Source organism: Nonomuraea guangzhouensis (assembly GCF_019396345.1).
In the GTDB taxonomy this organism is placed as follows: domain Bacteria; phylum Actinomycetota; class Actinomycetes; order Streptosporangiales; family Streptosporangiaceae; genus Nonomuraea; species Nonomuraea guangzhouensis.
Genome location: NZ_JAHKRM010000014.1, coordinates 75,100 through 93,733, shown reverse-complemented (window position 1 = coordinate 93,733; position 18,634 = coordinate 75,100). Strand labels below are relative to the sequence as shown.

The 18,634-nt window shown below is 68.5% G+C and carries 19 protein-coding genes; 12 read left to right on the top strand and 7 right to left on the bottom strand.

The window, feature by feature from the left end; genetic code table 11:
• The first annotated feature begins 15 nt into the window (after window positions 1–15).
• Both KME78_RS28250 and KME78_RS28245 read left to right on the top strand, forming a co-directional pair.
• Entirely contained in the window at window positions 16–2,085 is a 2,070-nt protein-coding gene (locus tag KME78_RS28250) for a carbon starvation CstA family protein (RefSeq protein WP_308127161.1), read from the top strand.
• Between the two features lie 80 nt (window positions 2,086–2,165).
• Window positions 2,166–3,047: an SDR family oxidoreductase gene (locus KME78_RS28245; protein WP_219532401.1), complete on the top strand. Its 882-nt coding sequence runs from the start codon at window positions 2,166–2,168 to the stop codon at window positions 3,045–3,047.
• Window positions 3,048–3,049: 2 nt separating this feature from the next.
• Here KME78_RS28245 and KME78_RS28240 read toward each other — a convergent pair whose 3' ends face one another.
• Both KME78_RS28240 and KME78_RS28235 read right to left on the bottom strand, forming a co-directional pair.
• The gene (locus tag KME78_RS28240) at window positions 3,050–3,520 is read right to left on the bottom strand and encodes a hypothetical protein (protein ID WP_219532400.1); all 471 of its coding nucleotides are present in this window, start codon (window positions 3,518–3,520) and stop codon (window positions 3,050–3,052) included.
• A gap of 116 nt (window positions 3,521–3,636) precedes the next feature.
• Entirely contained in the window at window positions 3,637–4,074 is a 438-nt protein-coding gene (locus tag KME78_RS28235) for a MarR family winged helix-turn-helix transcriptional regulator (protein ID WP_219532399.1), read from the bottom strand.
• Window positions 4,075–4,210: 136 nt separating this feature from the next.
• On the opposite strand from KME78_RS28235, the gene KME78_RS28230 reads away from it, so the two are divergent.
• From KME78_RS28230 to KME78_RS28220, 3 genes are all read left to right on the top strand, one after another.
• Window positions 4,211–5,368, top strand: coding sequence for a serine hydrolase domain-containing protein (locus KME78_RS28230; protein ID WP_219532398.1), 1,158 nt, complete (start codon window positions 4,211–4,213; stop codon window positions 5,366–5,368).
• A 77-nt stretch (window positions 5,369–5,445) separates the two neighbouring features.
• A complete protein-coding gene (locus KME78_RS28225) occupies window positions 5,446–6,171 on the top strand; it encodes a helix-turn-helix transcriptional regulator (protein ID WP_308127160.1) in 726 nt (241 codons plus the stop codon).
• A 91-nt stretch (window positions 6,172–6,262) separates the two neighbouring features.
• On the top strand, window positions 6,263–6,790 hold the full coding sequence (locus KME78_RS28220) for a hypothetical protein (RefSeq protein WP_219532397.1): 528 nt from the start codon (window positions 6,263–6,265) through the stop codon (window positions 6,788–6,790).
• A 7-nt stretch (window positions 6,791–6,797) separates the two neighbouring features.
• Here the strand turns inward: KME78_RS28220 and KME78_RS28215 are convergent, their stop codons facing one another.
• The gene (locus KME78_RS28215) at window positions 6,798–7,742 is read right to left on the bottom strand and encodes an acyltransferase domain-containing protein (protein ID WP_219532396.1); all 945 of its coding nucleotides are present in this window, start codon (window positions 7,740–7,742) and stop codon (window positions 6,798–6,800) included.
• 165 nt (window positions 7,743–7,907) lie between these two features.
• Between KME78_RS28215 and KME78_RS28210 the strand changes: the two genes are divergently transcribed.
• Entirely contained in the window at window positions 7,908–9,326 is a 1,419-nt protein-coding gene (locus KME78_RS28210; protein ID WP_219532395.1) for a glycoside hydrolase family 62 protein, read from the top strand.
• 4 nt (window positions 9,327–9,330) lie between these two features.
• Here the strand turns inward: KME78_RS28210 and KME78_RS28205 are convergent, their stop codons facing one another.
• Window positions 9,331–9,939, bottom strand: a complete 609-nt coding sequence (locus KME78_RS28205; protein ID WP_219532394.1) for a flavin reductase family protein — start codon at window positions 9,937–9,939, stop codon at window positions 9,331–9,333.
• A 71-nt stretch (window positions 9,940–10,010) separates the two neighbouring features.
• Between KME78_RS28205 and KME78_RS28200 the strand changes: the two genes are divergently transcribed.
• Both KME78_RS28200 and KME78_RS28195 read left to right on the top strand, forming a co-directional pair.
• The gene (locus KME78_RS28200; RefSeq protein WP_219532393.1) at window positions 10,011–10,592 is read left to right on the top strand and encodes a phosphotransferase-like protein; all 582 of its coding nucleotides are present in this window, start codon (window positions 10,011–10,013) and stop codon (window positions 10,590–10,592) included.
• The gene (locus KME78_RS28195; protein ID WP_219532392.1) at window positions 10,589–10,954 is read left to right on the top strand and encodes a hypothetical protein; all 366 of its coding nucleotides are present in this window, start codon (window positions 10,589–10,591) and stop codon (window positions 10,952–10,954) included. The genes KME78_RS28200 and KME78_RS28195 overlap by 4 nt, the downstream gene beginning before the upstream one ends.
• A 28-nt stretch (window positions 10,955–10,982) precedes the next feature.
• Here KME78_RS28195 and KME78_RS28190 read toward each other — a convergent pair whose 3' ends face one another.
• The gene (locus KME78_RS28190) at window positions 10,983–11,450 is read right to left on the bottom strand and encodes a hypothetical protein (RefSeq protein WP_219532391.1); all 468 of its coding nucleotides are present in this window, start codon (window positions 11,448–11,450) and stop codon (window positions 10,983–10,985) included.
• 149 nt (window positions 11,451–11,599) lie between these two features.
• On the opposite strand from KME78_RS28190, the gene KME78_RS28185 reads away from it, so the two are divergent.
• Together KME78_RS28185 and KME78_RS28180 are read left to right on the top strand one after the other, a co-directional pair.
• A complete protein-coding gene (locus tag KME78_RS28185; protein ID WP_219532390.1) occupies window positions 11,600–12,850 on the top strand; it encodes a PASTA domain-containing protein in 1,251 nt (416 codons plus the stop codon).
• A complete protein-coding gene (locus KME78_RS28180; protein WP_219532389.1) occupies window positions 12,847–13,446 on the top strand; it encodes a hypothetical protein in 600 nt (199 codons plus the stop codon). Before KME78_RS28185 ends, KME78_RS28180 begins: the two co-directional genes overlap by 4 nt.
• Window positions 13,447–13,450: 4 nt before the next feature.
• Here KME78_RS28180 and KME78_RS28175 read toward each other — a convergent pair whose 3' ends face one another.
• Window positions 13,451–15,673, bottom strand: coding sequence for an arylsulfatase (locus KME78_RS28175; RefSeq protein ID WP_219532388.1), 2,223 nt, complete (start codon window positions 15,671–15,673; stop codon window positions 13,451–13,453).
• Window positions 15,670–17,010 (bottom strand): MFS transporter, encoded by a 1,341-nt coding sequence (locus KME78_RS28170; RefSeq protein ID WP_219532387.1) that lies wholly within the window; start codon window positions 17,008–17,010, stop codon window positions 15,670–15,672. Before KME78_RS28170 ends, KME78_RS28175 begins: the two co-directional genes overlap by 4 nt.
• 72 nt (window positions 17,011–17,082) lie before the next feature.
• On the opposite strand from KME78_RS28170, the gene KME78_RS28165 reads away from it, so the two are divergent.
• Both KME78_RS28165 and KME78_RS28160 read left to right on the top strand, forming a co-directional pair.
• Window positions 17,083–18,063 carry a LysR family transcriptional regulator gene (locus tag KME78_RS28165; RefSeq protein ID WP_219532386.1) on the top strand — a complete coding sequence of 327 codons (981 nt, stop codon included), beginning with the start codon at window positions 17,083–17,085 and terminating at the stop codon, window positions 18,061–18,063.
• Window positions 18,035–18,601, top strand: a complete 567-nt coding sequence (locus KME78_RS28160) for a carboxymuconolactone decarboxylase family protein (RefSeq protein ID WP_219532385.1) — start codon at window positions 18,035–18,037, stop codon at window positions 18,599–18,601. The genes KME78_RS28165 and KME78_RS28160 overlap by 29 nt, the downstream gene beginning before the upstream one ends.
• Window positions 18,602–18,634: the final 33 nt, after the last annotated feature.

Sequence of the window (18,634 nt, the reverse complement as noted above, 5' to 3'; positions counted from 1 at the left end):
GCCGCCATCGGCGCTGTGGGATGGGGAGTGCTCGCCCTGTCCCGAGGCGAGAACGTCAACGCGGTTTGGCTGTTGGCCGCGGCGCTCGGCTCCTACGCCATCGCCTACCGCTTCTACGCCCGGTTCATCCTGCACAAAGTGCTGGGCGCGGACAGCCGTCGGGCCACTCCTGCCGAGCGGCTCAACAACGCCATCGACTACCACCCGACGGACCGCCGGATCCTGTTCGGCCACCACTTCGCCGCCATCGCCGGAGCCGGGCCACTGGTGGGACCGGTGCTGGCGGCCCAGATGGGTTACCTGCCAGGCACCATCTGGATCGTCGCCGGCGTGATCTTCGCTGGGGCCGTGCAGGACATGGTGATCCTGTTCTTCTCCATGCGGCGTGACGGCAAGAGTCTGGGACAGATGGCGCGCGAGGAGATCGGCCCGGTGGGCGGTGCGGCGGCGCTCGTCGCCGTCTTCGCCATCATGATCATCTTGCTGGCCGTGCTGGCGCTCGTCGTGGTGGGCGCCCTGGCCAAATCCCCTTGGGGCGTCTTCTCTCTCGCGATGACCATCCCGATCGCTCTGTTCATGGAGTTCTACATGCGCACGATCCGGCCCGGCCGAGTGGTGGAGACCACCCTGATCGGCGTCGGGATGCTGATCCTGGCGATCGTGGCCGGCGGCTGGATCCAGGAGTCGAGCTGGGCGGCCACGTTCACGCTGAGCCAGTCGTCGCTGGCGCTGTGGCTGATCGCCTACGGATTCGTCGCCGCCGTGCTGCCCGTGTGGATGCTGCTGGCACCCCGTGACTACCTGTCCACGTTCATGAAGATCGGCACCATCGTGCTACTCGCCGTCGGTGTGGCCATCACCCTGCCCCCGCTGAAGAACACCGCGTTCACCGCGTTCGCCTTCAACGGCAAGGGGCCGGTTTTCGCGGGGTCGCTGTTTCCCTTCGTGTTCATCATCATCGCCTGCGGAGCCCTGTCGGGATTCCACTCGCTGATCGCCTCCGGCACGACGCCCAAGATGATCCAGAAGGAGACCCAGGTCCGGATGATCGGCTACGGCGCCATGCTCATGGAGTCATTCGTCGCCGTCATGGCCATCACCGCGGCCTCTCTGCTGAGCCCCGGGCTGTATTTCGCGATGAACTCCCCGGCGGGGGTCGTCGGCGCCACCGTCCAATCCGCCTCGCAAGCGGTCAGCAACATGGGCTTCGTCATCACGCCCGAGCAGTTGCAGGCGGAGGCGCAGGCCGTACAAGAACAGACATTGATCGCGCGGACCGGGGGCGCGCCCACCCTGGCCGTCGGCATCTCGCAGATCTTCTCCGGCTTCCTCGGAGGAGCCGCGTTGAAGGCGTTCTGGTACCACTTCGCGATCATGTTCGAGGCGCTCTTCATCCTCACCACGGTGGACGCCGGGACCAGAGTGGGCCGCTTCATGCTCCAGGACACGCTGGGCAACCTGTGGAAGCCCATCGGCCGAGTGAGCTGGTGGCCCGGACTGACGGCGGTCAGCGCGGTGGTCGTGGGCGCCTGGGGATACTTCCTTTACCAAGGCGTCAACGACCCTCTGGGCGGTATCAACCAGCTCTTCCCGCTCTTCGGCATCGCCAACCAGTTGCTCGCCGCCGTGGCACTGACCGTCGCCACCACGCTTTTGATCAAGAGCGGGCGGCTCAAATGGGCGTGGGTGACCGCGATACCACTCGCCTGGGACGCGGCGGTCACCCTGACCGCGAGCTACGAGAAGGTCTTCTCCAGCGATCCGACGCTCGGCTTCTTCGCCCAGCGCACCCGCTTCCAGGGGGCGCTGGACCAGGGGCAACTCCTGGCTCCGGCCAAGACCGTCGGCGCGATGCGGCAGATCATCGTCAATTCCACCGTCGACGGGATCCTCGCCGCGCTGTTCGCCATCCTGATCATCATCGTGATCGTGGACGCCATACGGGTGTGGGTGAAGGCGATCAAGGCCAAGGAGCCGTTGCCGAACACGGAGACGCCGTTCGAGGAGTCCAAGCTCCTCGCGCCGGCTGGGCTCATCGCCACCCGCGAGGAACGCCGACAGATGGCCACGGCGGAAGGCGGGTAGCCGCCCACTCTCCGGATGGAGGACGTTGCCGGGATTCCGGGCAGACTCCGGTTGTGACTTGGACACCGGATCATGAGGCGTTGCGCGGGCGCGTTGCCGTGGTCGCCGGCGCGACTCGAGGCGCTGGACGCGGCATCGCCGCCGCGCTGGGTGAGGCAGGCGCGACTGTCGTCTGTACGGGACGCAGCAGCGTCGCCGGTCGCGGCCAGTCGGATTACGATCGCCCCGAGACGATTGAGGAGACGGCCGAGATCGTCACGCGGCTGGGCGGCATCGGGATCGCGATTCAGGTGGACCATCTCGAGTCCGACCAGGTTCAGCGCTTGGCCGAGCGCCTGCGTGACCAGCACGGGCACATCGACGTGCTGGTCAACGACATCTGGGGCGCCGAGGTCCTCAAAGGCGGGCCGGCGAGCTGGAACACCCCGATCTGGAAGCACGACCTCGACGACGGCCTGCGGATACTGCGCTTGGCCATCGACACCCACGTGATCACCTCCCACCATCTCCTGCCGCTGCTGATCAACGAGCCGGGAGGTCTGCTCGTCGAGGTGACCGACGGCACCGGTGAGTACAACGCATCGCGGTATCGGCTCTCGGTGTTCTATGACCTGGCCAAGGTCGCCGTTAATCGGCTGGCCTTCTCCCAGGGCCACGAACTGCGCCCCTATGGCGCGACGGCGGTCGCCATCACTCCTGGCTGGCTCCGTTCGGAGATGATGCTCGACAGCTTCGGAGTCACCGAAGGAAACTGGCGTGACGCCCTGGCCCCGAATGGTGCCGCTCCGGACGGGTTCGCGTCGTCGGAGTCACCCAGATATGTCGGCCGGGCCGTCGTGGCCCTGGCCTCGGATCCCGATCGGGCGCGGTGGAACCAGCGGTCTGCCAGCTCCGCTCAGCTCGCGTACGAGTACGGGTTCACCGACCTTGACGGCTCTCAGCCTGATAGCTGGGCGCTGTAGGTTCACCGGTAGGACCCCGGGCGGACGATCATCATGACGACGACGGCCGCCCACAGCAGGTTGTAGATCCCGGCGAGCATGGAGAGCGTGCGTAGCTCTTTGCCGTCGCCGGGCTCGGCGAGCGCGGCCTGCTGGCGTGGATAGATCTGTACGGCCAGCAGGCCGCCCGCGGCGGCGGTGAGGACCATGGAGATGTTGATCCAGATCTCCCCCATCCTGCCCTGGACGACGGCCAAGGCGATCCCGACCACGGGCACGACGAGGCCGAAGACGCTGTAGCCCCGGGTGATGCGGTGCAACGCGACGGCCACGGCCCGGTTCCGCTCTTGGGGAGTCGGGTCGCCAGGGGCGCCTCCGGCGGGCACGCCGGAGGCGACCGGCGCGTACCGGGGAAACAGGCTCGTCGCGACGGCCGAACCGCCCACGAGCACGATGCCCGCGAGGACGTGCAACGACAGCAGCAACTTTTCCACAGACCCTCCCAAGGCAAGCTTCAGGCAGGCTGAAGCTTAGCATGGTAGCTTCAGGCAGACTGAAGGTCGCCTTCGCGGCAGGTCAGGCGGGGGCAGTTGCCGCCGAACGCGGCAGGTCAGACGGTCGCGCCGCCTTCGAACGCGGCGCGTACGGCATCCGCGACCTGCCGTTGGATCGGGTCCGCGGCCGGGCCGAACAGCCGCTCGTCCACCTCCGCCACCACCTGCTTCGCCGCCTCCAGCAGGCGCGCGCCGTCAGGCGTGAGCTCGATCGCCGAAGCGGAGCCCGCGCGGGCGGTGTTGTCGCGCACCAGCCCGGTCCCGGCGAGCACCTTCACCGCCGTGTGGACGCTCTGGACCGTGGTCCCCGACATCCGCGCCAGATCGCTGAACGACACCCCGGGCACACCGGCGATGTGACCGAGCAGGCCGAGCCGGCCGACCGTGAGATCGAGCGGCGCGAGGGCGGCACCGAGCTCGGCCTCGATCCGGCGCGCCAGCGTGAGCAGGACGATGGAGGGGCTGGTCGCGGGCGGGCTGTTCTCGACGGTCACCTCCCCAGTCTCCCCCACCTGACCTGGGTAGCGCAGGCTGTACCTATGGACTCCAGCGCACGGGATCGATCATGGAGGGGTCCCGCCGACATGCTTGGTGACATCGCAGAACAAGCCACCGAGCAGGGAGCCCCCGATGTCGTACGCCACCGTCAAGTCCCCCTCCACCAAGCGCCGCGGCCGGCTGGCCCTGGCCGCGGTGGCCATCGCCGCGCTGAGCGGCCTCAGCCTGAACGCCACGCCGGCCACCGCCGACTCCGCGGACACGGTGCAGCAGGCCCTGAACGGCCTGGTCGGCAAGGGCGGTTTCCCCGGCACGCTGGCCGCCGTGCGGGACGCCGACGGACGCACCCGTGACTACACCGCCGGTGTGGGCGACCTGAAGACGCGGGACGAGGTGCCGGTCGACGGCCGGGTGCGGATCGCCAGCAACACCAAGATGTTCACCGCCGTGGTCGTGCTGCAACTGGTCGGCGAGGGCAAGATCGAGCTGGACGCCCCCATTGAGACGTACCTGCCCAAGCTGATCCGCGGCAACGGCAACGACGGCCGCAAGATGACTGTCCGGCAGCTGCTCCAGCACACCAGCGGCCTGCACAGCTACACCGCGAACATGCCGCCGATCCTGGAGAGCCGGCACAGGTACACCGAGCCCCGCGAACTCCTCGACACCGGGCTGGCGCACAAGCCGGACTTCGCGCCCGGCAAGAGCTGGCTGTACAGCAACACCGGCTACGTGGTGCTCGGCCTGCTCGTGCAGAAGGTCACCGGCCGGCCGATCAGCGAGGAGATCACCAACCGGATCATCAAGCCGGTCGGGCTGCGCGACACCTACTGGCCCGGCATCGGCGAGCGGACCATCCGCGGCGCCCACCCCCACGGCTACACCCCCGACCAGAAGAAGAAGATGGTGGACATCACCGAGCTGGACCCGTCCTGGGGCTGGTCCGCCGGACAGCTCATCGCCACCCCGAGCGACGTCAACCGCTTCCTGGCCGCGCTGATGGACGGCGACCTGCTCAAGCCGGCCCAGCTCAAGCAGATGAAGCAGACCATCAAGGCGCCCGGCCTCCCGGCCACCTGGACGTACGGGCTCGGCCTCGTCAAGATCAAGCTGAGCTGCGGCGAGTCCGCCTACGGCCACGGCGGCGACATCGACGGCTACGAGACCCGCACCGGCATCACCGAGGACGGCCGCGCCGCCACTGTCGCGGTCACCGCCCTTCCCACCTCGGAGGCCGGCGCCGAGCAGGTCAACGCCGCCCTCGACACCGCACTCTGTGCCGCCAAGTAGCCCCCAAGCTTCCAGGTCACGCGGCTAAAATTACTCAGTGAGTTCGGCGCGTTGCGCAACGGCGGCGAAGGAGGCTTGTGGACGAGAGCGGGTCGTTGATTCAGCTGGCTCATCGGCTGGAAGAGGTGGTGGGCGAGCTACGCGGCATCCCCGTCGACGTCGTGCGACTGGAGGACAACGAACTCGTCCGGTTGCAGATCGGACAGGCCGCCCGCTCGGCCCGCGAGCTGCGTGCCATGCACCCGGTGGGCTCGACGGAGAAGGCCCGCGATGAGCAGAAGAGCAGGCGCGACGTGCTCGACGCCCTGCGCGACGGCATGGCGATGCGTACGATCATCCACACGAGCGTGCTGGACGACCCGCGCAAGGCGGCCCGGCTCAGGGAGCTGCACGCCGCCGGTGACCTCCACCGGGTCATCGATGAGCCGATCCAGCAGTTGCTCATCTTCGACCACGCGGTGGCGTTCCTCCGCATCACCCCCGTCCCCTACTCGCCGGGCGCCCTGGTGATCAGGCAGCAGAGCCTGATCAGCACGCTCATCGACCTGTTCGAGCAGACCTGGACCAGGGCCAGGGAGGTCACCGAGCCGGTGCACCGGCTGACCCCGCGCGAGCGTGAGGTGCTCACGTTGATCGCCGAAGGACGTACCAACGGCGCCGTGGCCCGCGCCCTGTCGGTCTCCGAGGCGGCCGTCAACAAGCACGTGGCCAGCGTGTTCACCAAGCTCGAGCTACCCGCGTCGGAGGACGACAACCGGCGGGTGCTGGCGGTGCTCGCGTATCTGCGCGGCACAGCGAAGTAGGCCTCGTGGGTAGTGCCAGGTCTACCTCGTCCTCACCCCAGCCCCCATGCGGACGCACTCCGGTACGCACTTCAATGGTGTCATGCAGAGAATGACTGGATTGCTGGTCGGCGCGGTCTTCGGCGCGGTCTTCGTCGTCGTCAACGCGCAGAGCCCGCTGAACACCGTGACCGCGAACCTCTTACGGGTGGTCGCCTGCCTGGCAGCCGCGAGTGTCGTCGCCATGTGGATCATGACGGCCAGGAAGGAGCGGTCCGTCGCGGGCGGCCCGCTGTTCGGCCGTGGCTACCTGATCGTCGTGGCCGCCGAGGTGATCCTGCTCTTCGGCGGGATCCGGGTGCTGGCCGCCTGGGAACGCCCTGAGCAGACCAACGTGGCCTGGGTGGCGTTCGTGGTCGGTGTTCACTTCATCGCGTTGGCGCCGATCTGGAAGGACTGGAGGATCACCGTACCCGGGGTGGTGCTCACCCTGCTCGGCGCCGCCGGGCTCGTTCTGGCGTCGACGGCCGCCGTGGCCTGGGTGCCGCTCATCAGCGGTGTGCTGTCCGGCGTGGTGCTCCTGACCGGCTCCCTCACCTTCGGCTGGCGCGCGGTGGCCCGGCCGGCCAAGGTTGCGTGACGGGCCACTAGATCGGGAAGCGGCCGCGGTGGATGCGCCAGTGGCGGCCGGCCTTCAGGTGGTCGACGATCGCGCGCTGGAGCACGGTGCGGCGCGGCAACTGGTCGAGCGGCGTGGTCAAGGTACGGAACACGAACCGCAGCACCTCGACGTCGGCGTCCTGCCCTTCCGGCTCCTCGTAGGGCTCCAGCTCGAACATCCGCTGGAACCGGACGATGTTGGAGTCCTCGGGCAGATACTCCAGTAGCTGCGGGTCGAGCAGCCACGAGCCGCAGGAGAACGCCGTGTAGCGCTCGTCGGGAAAGTGGCGTGGGAAGAACGCGCGGGCCTCGTCGAGCGACGCCGCGACCGCCTCCGGGGTCATCGGCCCCGACTCGGGGATGTGCAGGCCGATGGCGGTGCCGCCGCGCTGGTGCTGCAGCCGGCCCAGCTCGTAGATGCCGCCGCGCGCGTGCAGCGTCAGCCAGCTCTGCATGACCGGCCAGCCCTCGCGGCGCATCCGCCGGTCGACCGCGAGGTTGCGGCCCAGGTCCGCGAGGGTCACCCACGACACGGCATCGGCGATGCCGTGGTCGCGGTGGTACGTCGTGACGACGTCGGCCAGGGCCAGGTACGCGTACACGTAGAGATGCCGCCAGGCGGGGCCCCGTTCGCGCGGCAGCTCCGGACCGGGCGACAGCCAGCCGTGGCCCCCGAGATCGGCGCGGACCAGGGCTATCGAGCGGTCGAGCAGCCAGCGCAGCTCCGGAGTCCACAGGGGAGAGTCGGGGTCGGGCCAGCCCGCCATGACCTCGGCGGCGTCGTCCGGCCGCACCGCGAGCCGGTCGAGGATCGCGGGCGCGTCGGCCTTGGCGGGCAGCGGGGCCGATGGCCGGTCGCCGGCGAGCCGATGCACGCGGTCGACGTCCTCGACGGGTACCCCGAGCCGGGCGGCGGTTTCGTCCAGATCCACGCGGATGATCGTACGATCCGGGATACCTCCTCCGAAAGGTGAAAGTTTCAGCTTCACAGCAGCTCCACCGTGCGGGAACGGCCGCGTCTCGAAAGTTTCGCTTGATGGGCTGAAATCTTTCTGAGACGCTCGGCCATCGTCGGCCCCCGCCCCACGGAGGACGCAGTGCACCTCAACCGCACCCGGTTCTGGGCCATCGCGGCGGCCTTGGCCGCGATCGCCGCCGCGCTCATCGCCCCCAACGCCCAGGCCGCCCCGGGCTGTCGCATCACCTACACGGTGACCAGCCAATGGCAGAGCGGTTATGGCGCCAGTGTCAGCGTTACCAACCTTGGCGATCCGCTCACGAACTGGAAGCTGACCTGGTCGTTCACCGCCGGCCAGGCCATCAGCCAGCTCTGGAACGGCACGTACACCCAGTCCGGCGCCCAGGTCACCGTCGTCAACGCCGCCTACAACGGCTCTCTGGCCACCGGCGCCAGTACGTCGTTCGGCTTCAACGCCTCCTGGAACAACTCCGCCAACCCGGCGCCGACCGACTTCGCACTCAACGGCACCACCTGCACCGGCAGCACGCCGGCCCCGACACCGACACCGACCCCGACGGTCACCCCCACCGGCGGCACCGGCACGCTGCCCAGCAGCTTCCGCTGGCGCTCCGGCCCCGCGCTGATCGCCCCCAAACCGGATGCGAGCCACAACATCGCCGCCGTCAAGGACCCGTCGGTCGTCTACTACAACGGCCGCTGGCACGTCTTCGCCAGCACCGCGAACGCGAGCGGCTACAACATGGTCTACCTGAACTTCACCGACTGGGCGCAGGCGGGCGCCGCCACGCACACGTACCTCGACCAGAGCGCGATCGGCACCGGCTACCGGGCGGCGCCCCAGGTGTTCTACTTCGCTCCGCAGAACAAGTGGTACCTGGTCTACCAGACCGGCAACGCCTCGTACTCGACCACCACCGACATCAGCAACCCGAGATCGTGGAGCGCGCCGCAGAACTTCTACGCCAGCATGCCGGACATCATCCGCCAGAACATCGGCAACGGCTACTGGGTCGACATGTGGGTCATCTGCGACACGGTCAACTGCTACCTGTTCTCCTCGGACGACAACGGCCACCTCTACCGCTCCCAGACCACCGTGGCGAACTTCCCCAACGGCTTCACCAACACCGTCATCGCCATGCAGGACGCCAGGAACAACCTCTTCGAGGCCTCCAACGTCTACAAGATCAAGGGCACGAACCAGTACCTGCTGCTGGTGGAGGCCATCGGCAGCGACGGCCGGCGCTACTTCCGCTCCTGGACCTCGACCGCCATCACCGGCCCGTGGAGCGGGCTCGCCGCTTCCGAGAGCAACCCGTTCGCCCGCAGTACGAACGTCACCTTCGACTCCACCGCCTGGACCAAGGACATCAGCCACGGCGAGATGATCCGCGACGGCTACGACCAGACCCTGACCATCAGCCCGTGCCAGCTCCGCTACCTGTACCAGGGCCTGGACCCGAACGCCGGCGGCGACTACAACTCGCTGCCCTGGAGGCTGGCCCTGCTCACCCAGACCAACTCGACCTGCTGAGCAGTCATTCGCCCCGCGGCTCCTCGTAGGGGATGCGGCTCAGGTGCATGATCTGGCCCAGCGTCCCCCACTCGTCGCCGCCGAGCTTGGTCAGCGGGCGCAGCAGTTCGGCGTCAGGGCGCCCGTTGACGAGATACTCCTCGTGCACCGCCGCGAGGAAGATCCTGCCGAAAACCAGGGTGGAGTTGCCCATGCGCAGAGTGGTGTGCGAACGGCACTCCAGGACAACGGGAGCGCTGGCCACCCGGGGCGGCCGCACATGACGGCTGGGTTCGCGTTCGATTCCCATCGTGCCGAATTCGCTGACGACCCGCGGGAAATCGGTGGCGGTGTCGCGGATCAGGTGCAGATTCGGTTCGGAGCAGAAGTTGACGACGAACTCTCCGGTGTCCTCGACATTGCGCAGGGAGTCCTTGCGGCCGATCGAGGTGAATTGCACGATCGGCGGATCGGTGCTGGCGATGCTGAAGAAGGAGTGCGGAGCGAGATTGTCCACCGCTCCGTCGGGTGTGACGGTGGAGACCCACGCGATCGGACGCGGGACGACGACCGAGGTCATGAACCGGTAGAAGGCCGGCCCGCCCAGAGCCTCGGGGTCGAAGTCGACACGCATGCCGTTCAGTATCCGCCGCGCTCACGCTGTGCGGTGGCCGCCACACGGAAAGGCCGTGTCATCGTGTGGCCATGGAACCAACCCCGCCGGCAAGAGGCTCAGGACGCGTCATCATCTTCAACGGAGCGTCGAGCTCCGGAAAATCGACCCTGGCCAGGGCAGTGCGGCACGCGCTTGACGAGCCGTTCCTGTACGTCTCCTCCGACCAGTTCGTGGCAAGCGGAATGCTCCCCGAGCGGCGCGACGACGAAGGTCCTTTCTCCTGGTGGAACGAGATGCGGCCACGCTTCTTCAAGGGCTTTCACCAATGCCTGCCCGCCCTGGCCGGCGCCGGCAACGACCTGATCGTGGAGCACGTCATCGAATTCCGGGCCTGGCGTGAATCTCTTTCCCGCCTGTTGGCGGACTTCGACGTGTTCCTTGTCGGAGTGCATTGCGACCTCGCGGAGATCGACCGGAGAGAACGCGAGCGAGGGGACCGCCGCATCGGAGAGGGCCGCTCTCACGTAGAGACCGACGGCATACACACATTCGGACCGTACGACTTCGAGGTGGATACCAGTGACGGAGTTTCCACCGCGCTTGTCCAATCCGTAATGACTGCCTGGCATTCAAGAAACACGCGACTCGGCGTGCTACGGTCCAAGGTGTGACGGAGCGCCGTATTCTGTGGGCTGATATGTTAACCGCGATCTTGCTCATTGGAACTGGGGCTTTATTTCTGGCGAGTCGCCAGGCGGCAGCAGGAGGCATCCTGTCAGCTGCGACAAACCTGATCTCGCAAGCTTGCGCTGTAGGCGCCGCGGCCCTGCTGTTCGCGGGACTCTTGCGACGTCCACGCACAGGGCCGTCTTTACTCAGTCCGATCCTTGACGAACGTGAAACTCCTGAACGATTGATGGCCCAGCGGGTGATGCAGGCACTGGACTGGAAGCTGGCGGTGCTCCGTACCGCCACTGGCATCATTGTTCTTCAGGCAGCCCTGACCGGAATATCTGCGGTTCTCCCCTGGTAGCCGATGAACCCGGGTTCGGCAATCGACCCTACTCGGGAGGCTCCGGGCGCGGCCAGGTGACCGCGGCGAATACCGCTGAGCACACAAGGAAGCCGGCGCACACCGACGCGAAGCCTGTCCAGAATGAGCTGAGCGACGAGCCGATGTCGATGCCCAACAGCAAGGCGGTGACCAGACCCACACCCAACCCCCAGCCCAGCGCGGCCACGTAGCGGGGCGGCTTGTGCGCCAGGGCGCCGACCAGCGGCAGTACCAGTGGGAATAGGGCGACAGCCCATCCCGCCGTAGGTTCGCCGAACAGGGCCAGCCTGACCGCGGAGACGGCGGCCGATACACCGACCGCCACGAGGGTCCAGATCACGAGCTTGACCGGATGGTAGCGGGTGTTGTGTTCGGCGGCGTAGGCATCCGGGCCTAACGTCCAGAAGGAGAGAAGCTCGCCAATCATGTCACCAATGTTTTGTTTGTCATCGTCGGGATGCTTCTCCTCGGTCATGCGTGGTTTCCTCCTCGAATGGCAGGCGTGACCATAGCAGCAGAGGGCCAAGGCGGTGGGCGCCTGCTCCTCAGGGGGTCTTGGCCTCGCGCCGCCATCACCCACTGTAACGAAAACGTCACTCTTCCGATTTGAGTAGTGACCTACTCATGTCCTGGCCGGACGGCGTGCCTAGCGTCGAGGCTGATGTCAGGGAGGTGGCGATGCGGGCCTACGCGGTTGCCGCGAGCGTGATGGTGCTGATGGCCGCAATCCTGATCGGTCCGGTGAGCCCGGCGATGGCCGGAGCCGGGGAGCCGACAAGCGAGCCGGTGGTAGGCGGGTCGGTGACACCGACGGCCTCATCGTCCTGCCCGACGCTCGACGAGTGGAACAGCGAGACGCATGACGGCACCCACGAGGCGTCCGTGCCGAACGTCATGGGAATGACGCGGGAGAACGCGAAAGCCACCCTGGCGCAGGCCGGGTTCGACACGGAGGCCACACCCTCCGACGCGGCGGCCGACTGGACGGTGACCGACCAGACCCCCACCAGCGAGGAGCTCGCGAACTGCGGCTCCACCGTGACCATCGACCTCGAAGCGCCGACCGTGGAGGTCCCGGACGTCGTCGGCGACCCGCTCGATCAGGCGGAACAGGAGGTACGGGACCAAGGACTCGTCTCATCCGTGGCCCAGGGAGAGGCCGCCGAACCGCGCGTGGTGGACTCCCAGGATCCCGCCGCCGGTACGCGGGTGCCGAAAGGCAGCACCGTGACGCTGCGCCTGCGTCCCCCCGCTCCGGTGTCCCCGACTCCTGAGCAAGTCGCGGTTCCCGACCTGAGCGGGCTCAGCGCGAGCGCGGCGAGACGGCGGGTCCAGGAACGGGGGCTCACGCTCGTCATCGGCAGCGGAGATTCCGGCAGCGGAGGCAGTGTGAGCGAGCAGGAGCCGGCCGCCGGCAGCCTCGTCGAGCGCGGTAGCTCCGTCACCGTCACCCTGACACCGGTCACCGGGCCGACCGACCCCGCGAGCCCGGAGGTCACCCCGACCGACACCGACGAGTCGCCGGAGGCCGGCGCCATCGACACCGACGAGACGGGCTCGTCGAGCACGCCACTGCCCATCCTGCTGGTGGCCGTGCTCGTGGCGGCGGCCGTCCTGGTCTGGGCGCTACGCCGCGCCCGCCGCGGGCGGGGAACGCCCGCGATGGCCGCGGCATCCGCGATGCCCGACATGACCGCGACCACCGTCATGCCGGCGACGTCCGCGCCGCCTCCGGCGGCCTCAGTCGTCTGCGTGCCGTACGCCGACCTCTCGCCCCGCCTGGAGCTCCGCGAGCTGGTGGCTCCCTCGCTCAGCCTCGACTTCGTCTGCCATCACGACCAGGGCCGCCAGGAGATCAGGGAGATCGTACGGTGACCGTCACCTTCACCACCCACCCCAGCACCGCCGACCTGCTGCTCTACGCCGATCCACGACAAGCGGCCCAGGAGCTGTCGCAGGCCGTGGACGCCCACCGGGTGCTCGACGAGATCACCCGGCAGGTCCAGGCACCGCCCGGCGAGCTGCTGCACAAGGCCGCGGAGGCGGGCGCCACCCTGTTGGGCGGCATCGACGTGGGCTCGGTGCTGCTGGGCGGCTGGGCGAAATACCGCAGTCTGCGCGCCGCGGCCCGCAAGACCTTGGACAACCCGGGCATGGGGCTGATGGTGCCGCTGGCCGAGCACGAGGTCGTCTCCCACCACGAGCCCTATGTCGAGGTGCAGGTCAACGGTCAGCCCGTGGGCCGGGTGACGTTCGGGATCGACCTGGTCCTGCATCTGACGATGGTGACCGCGAGTGTGCGGGCCGGTCGGCTGATGCGCCTGACCGGGGGCGCCTGCACGGCCGCCATCGTCTGCAAGATCCATGGCGTCGAGGTGGCCAGAAAGGACTTCGAGCTGGTCACGTTGCCGATCAACCGCGACCTCGGAGAGGGGTTTCCCCTGCTCCCCGAGGCGCGGATGGCGAGCTGACCGGTCAGTCGAAGGTCTCGTGGGTGGTGTCCGGGATGTCGTCGTCCAGCTCGACGCACACCCGATCGATCGTCCCGGTGAAGGGGAAGCCACGCGGGTAGTCCCAGCTCACCGGCGACAGGGCGTCTCGGCCCAGCACCAGGCCCTGCCAGCCGATCAGGTACCGCGCGGTGGTGATCGGCTCCTTGCCGCCGGCCGAACGGCCGTCGACTGCCAGCGCGGCGACGCCCTGGCGCGGACCGGTCTTCGTGAAGATCATCGACACGACTCGGTCGCCGGGCGGCAGGTCGCGGTCGCCACGCACGCGGTACCGGGTGCCCTGGTGGTTGTACTCGTAGTGGAGCCGGCCGCCGGCGACGTACAGGACGTGACCGCCGTTGACGTCGCCCTGCGAGATGAGCACGCCTTCGTCGCCCGCCCGCAACCTGACGTGGGCGTCGATGCGGTACGAGCGATCGTAGATCAGCGGCGTGACCCCGCCGGGGATGCGGCTCATCTCCGGGTACAGCACGAAGCTCCGCCGGCGCCTGGGTGAGGCCGCGCTGTGGTACATCGCGGCCCGCTCGGCGAAGTTGCGATCGTCCAGTGGGAAGACGTCGTACCGGTCGGCCTCGGACCACCAGCGGCCGATCAGCTCATGCAGCACGTCCGGGCGCTCGGCCGCCAGGTCATGGCATTCGGAGAAGTCGTCGTCCAGGTGGTACAGCTCCCACCGGTCCTCTTCGTAGGCAGTGCCGCGCTCGTGGTAGGCGACCGCCTTCCACCCTTCGTGCCAGATCGCGCGGTGCCCGTACATCTCGAAATACTGGGTGGTGCGGCGGGTCGGCGTCGCGCCGTCGGTGAACGTGTAGCGCATGGACATGCCGTGCACCGGCAACTGCGCGAGCCCTCGGTAGGTCCGCGGCATCTCGGCGCCGACGATGTCCAGGATCGTCGGCGTCACGTCAATGACGTCGTGGAACTGCCCCCGCACGCCGCCACCGGCGACCCGCCCCGGCCAGGAGACGATGAGCGGCGCCCGGACGCCCCCGGCGTGCGTGTTCTGCTTGTACCGCTTGAGCGGGGTGTTGCCCGCCTGTGCCCAGCCCCAGGGGTAGTTGCCGTGGCAGCGTGGGCCGCCGATCTCGTCGAGCCGGGCGTGGTTGTCGGCGTGGGAGACCTCGTCCCCGTTCTCGTAGGCGATGGAGTTGGTGTTGCCGAGCCTGCCGCCTTCCTGGCTGGCGCCGTTGTCCGAAAGCAGGACGATCAGCGTGTCCTGCCGGGTGCCGATGCGTTCGAGGTGCGCGAGGAGCCGGGCCAGGTGGGCGTCGGTGTGCTCCAGCATCGCGGCGAACGCCTCCTGCAGCCGGGCGGCGACGGCGCGTTCCTCCTCCGGCAGCTCGGCCCAGGGGTGTACGCCGTCGTTGCGCGGCGCCAGCGCGGTGCCGGGCGGGATGATCCCGAGTTCGAGCTGCCTGGCGTGGCGGCGCTCCCTGATCACGTCCCAGCCCTCGTCGTAGCGGCCGCGATAGCGCCGCAGGTATTCCTCGGGCGCCTGGTGCGGCGCGTGGCCCGCCCCCATGGCCAGGTAGAGGAAGTACGGCTTGTCGGGCCCCACCGACTTGTGGTCCGAAATGCAGGCGATGGCCCGGTCGACGAGGTCCTCGGTCAGGTGGTAGCCCTCCTCCGGCGTCCTCGGCGGCTCCACCCGGTGGTTGTCCTGGACCAGCTCGGGATAGTACTGGTCGCTGATGCCCTCCAGGAAGCCGTAGTAGCGGTCGAAGCCGCGGCCCAGCGGCCACTGGTCGTAGGGGCCGATCGCGCTGGTCTGGTCCATCGGGGCCAGGTGCCACTTGCCGAGCGCGTAGGTGTTGTACCCGGTCTCGCGCAGCACCTCGGCGATCGTGGCCGCGCGGTGGGTCACCGTGCCGCGTTTGCCGGGAAAGCCGCTGTCGGCGTTGGACAGCAGGGACATGCCGACGGCGTGGTGGTTGCGGCCGGTGAGGAGCGAGGCGCGGGTGGGCGAGCACAGTGGCGTGACGTGGAAGTTGGTGTAGCGCAGCCCGTCGCCGGCCAGCCCGTCCATGGCGGGCGTGGCGATCTCCGATCCGTAGCAGCCGAGGCTGCCGAACCCGACGTCGTCGAGGACGACGACGATCACGTCCGGCGCGCCCTCGCGCGGCCTGGGCGGCTCCGGCCACCATGGCGTGGAGTCCTGGTAGGTACGCCCCACGGGTCCGGCCGTCATGCGTACACCCTCTCCTCGAGCTGGCGGAGCGTCAGACCGCGGGTCTCCGGAGCCAGCCGGTAGGTCACCGCCACGTTCAGGACCGCCAGGCCCGCGATCACCAGGAAGGACACCGCGCCGAGCGCTTCGAACATGCTCGGCAGCGCGAGCGTGCCGACCACGCTGCCCGCCTTGCCGACCATGTTGACGATGCCGATGGCGCGTCCCCGCACCGAGGCGGGGAACAGTTCGGGCGCCCAGGAGTAGAAGGCCAGCGAGGTACCGCCGTTGATCACCGCGATCGTGATCGCGAAGGCCACCAGGACGAGCCACGAGGTGCCGAACCCGGCCCAGATGAGGAACGTGCACACGGCGGCGATCGCGGTGCCGGTGAGCGCGATGAAGCGACGGCCGATCGACTCGATCACCCACAGGCAGACGACGAGGCCGAGGATCACCGCGAGCGTCGTCGTGGCCGCGGTGAACAGCAGCGCGGTGAACGTGCTCGGCGTGACGATGCGGCTGATCAGGCTGGGCTGGTAGAGCAGGATGGCCGATCCGTACAAGTTGTTGCATCCCCAGTACACGCAGAGCATGACCATCATGATGACCAGCGGCTTACGGAAGAGCAGGCGCAGCGGGGCCGGCTGACGGGTGCCGGGGGCGGCCGGAGCGGCTTCGGGCGGAATCTCGCCGGAGGTGGCGTAGCGCCAGGCGGCCAGCGCCTCCTCGTGGCGGCCGTGGGCACGCAGCCAGTACGGCGACTCGGGCGTGCGGCGCCGCAGGAACAGCAGCAGCACCGCCGCGATGGCCCCGGTGGCCATCACCCATCTCCAGTGCTCCGCGCCCGCGAGGGTGAAGATCAGCAGCGTCACCGCGATGGCGGTCAGCGCGCCCAGCATCCAGGCCACCCCGCCCAGACCGGTGAACGTCCCACGCCTCCTGGACGGGATGAACTCCGCGATCAGGGCGGCCGAGGCCGGCATGTCCGCGCCGATCGCGAAGCCGACGAAGAACCGCAGCGCGATGAGCTGCCACACGTCATTGACGAGCAGAAACCCCAGTGAGGCCAGGACGAAGACGGCCATCGACGCGAAGAAGACGGGGCGGCGGCCGAGCCGGTCGGTCAGCGGTCCGGTCAGTACGGAGCCGAGGGCCATGCCGACGAACGCGGAGGCGCCCACGAGGCCGAGCAGCCCGGGATCCGGGGAGAGTTCAGGCTTGATGCCCAGCAGGGCACCGGACAGAACCAGCAGGTCGTAGCCGTCCACGTAGTAACCGCCGATGGCGGTCAGTGCGATCCTGCGCTGCCCTCTGGTCATGCGTCCCGTGTCGAATTCGACAGTTTCGCTCGTCATGCGGGCGAATCTATGCGGGACATATCCATTCGTCTATTGCCATAGTGCGACTGCAAATCATACGTTTTCCGAATGAGCGAGCGTCTGAACCTGCAGCTCAGCTGGCTGGCCACCTTTGTCGCCGTCGTGGACCACGGCAGCTTCACCGCCGCCGGGCGCGCCCTGGGCCGGTCGCAGCCGCGGGTGAGCGCGCACGTCGCGGCACTGGAGCAGGCGCTCGGCGGCACGCTGCTCATCCGTACCAGCAAGGAGCTCACGCTCACGGCCGCCGGCGCCCGGTTCCTGCCCAAGGCGCGGGCCGCGCTGGCGGAGATCCAGTCCGGCGTGGACGAGGTGCGCACCCTGGGGACCAAGCTCAGGGGCCGGGTCACGGTGGGCGGTTACCCGGGGCTGAGCGCCGTGCTGCTGGCGCCGCTGATGCAGCAGTTCCGCCGGCTGCATCCCGGGGTCACGGTGGTGCTGCGCGAGGGCGACCCGCTGCAACTGGAGGAGGCCCTCGCCCACGGCGAGGTCGACATCGCCCTGCGTACCTCTGACGTGCCGCAGGTACACCACAACGTCCCCTCGACCCACCTGTTCCACGAGAAGATCGTCCTGGTGGTGCCGGCCCGCCATCCCTTGGCCACCGCCTCCCCGATGGACCTCGGGCTGCTGGCCGACGAAACCGTCATGGTCACCGGGGATCCCTATGGGGGCTGGGCCGACTACCGCGACCGGCTCGACCGGATCGGCGCCGACCCCGTCGAGATCATGGTCATCTCACAGCCCACCACCATCTCCGCCCTGGTGGCCGCCGGTTTGGGAGTGGCGATCCTGGGGGCGTTCGCCGCGCAGGTGGCGGTGTTCGGGGATGACGTGGTGATCCGGTCGCTGCCGGGGCCGCTGTGGCAACGCGAGATCCGCCTGTATCGCCGGTCGGGGCGCGTGTCCACCCCGACGGTGGACGCCTTTCTCGACCTCCTCCACCAGACGGCCCCGGCTCTGACCGCACGTACCGCCATCTGGCACTCAACCGGAGGTACCCATGGCAAGACTGAGTCTCATCAACCCTGACGACGCGACCGGCAACGCGGCCAAGACGCTCGCGGCCTTACCGGTCAAGCTCAACATCTTCCGCATGCTGGCGCACGCGGAGTCGTGCGTGATCCCGCAGGTTCGGCTGGGCCAGGCCATCCTCAGCAGCCTTGACCTCGGGCACCGGCTTCGCGAACTGCTGATCCTGCTCGTCGCGCAGGTCGAGGGCGGCGCGTACGAGTGGCGGCAGCACGTGCCGATCGCCCTGGGAGTCGGCGTGCCGCAGGCGCAGATCGACGCGATCGAACGGCTGGACCTCGGCAGCGACGCCTTCGACGACGCCGAGCGTGCGCTGCTCGCGTTCGGCAGGCAGGTGATCGAGAACGTCCGGGTTGAGGAGAGCGTGTTCACGGCGGCTCGGGGCCACTTCTCCGAGCGGCAGATCGTCGAGGCGATCCTGGCGATCGGCTTCTACATGACCATGGCCCGGCTGACCGAGGCGACGGAGACCGACCTCGACCCGGCCTCGGGGATGACCGTGTTCGAGTCCCTTCAGCCCCGGGACCCGTCCGCGTGAACCGCCCGGGAATTATCGGTGGGCGCGACCGGC

Bases quoted from the DNA above. Each gene is read 5' to 3' on its own strand.
- KME78_RS28230 (WP_219532398.1), top strand. From the start codon at position 4,211: ATGTCGTACGCCACCGTCAAGTCCCCCTCCACCAAGCGCCGCGGCCGG.
- KME78_RS28220 (WP_219532397.1), top strand. From the start codon at position 6,263: ATGACTGGATTGCTGGTCGGCGCGGTCTTCGGCGCGGTCTTCGTCGTC.
- KME78_RS28205 (WP_219532394.1), bottom strand. From the start codon at position 9,939: ATGCGTGTCGACTTCGACCCCGAGGCTCTGGGCGGGCCGGCCTTCTAC.
- KME78_RS28200 (WP_219532393.1), top strand. From the start codon at position 10,011: ATGGAACCAACCCCGCCGGCAAGAGGCTCAGGACGCGTCATCATCTTC.
- KME78_RS28190 (WP_219532391.1), bottom strand. From the start codon at position 11,450: ATGACCGAGGAGAAGCATCCCGACGATGACAAACAAAACATTGGTGAC.
- KME78_RS28185 (WP_219532390.1), top strand. From the start codon at position 11,600: ATGTCCTGGCCGGACGGCGTGCCTAGCGTCGAGGCTGATGTCAGGGAG.
- KME78_RS28175 (WP_219532388.1), bottom strand. From the start codon at position 15,673: ATGACGGCCGGACCCGTGGGGCGTACCTACCAGGACTCCACGCCATGG.
- KME78_RS28170 (WP_219532387.1), bottom strand. From the start codon at position 17,010: ATGACGAGCGAAACTGTCGAATTCGACACGGGACGCATGACCAGAGGG.
- KME78_RS28165 (WP_219532386.1), top strand. From the start codon at position 17,083: ATGAGCGAGCGTCTGAACCTGCAGCTCAGCTGGCTGGCCACCTTTGTC.
- KME78_RS28160 (WP_219532385.1), top strand. From the start codon at position 18,035: ATGGCAAGACTGAGTCTCATCAACCCTGACGACGCGACCGGCAACGCG.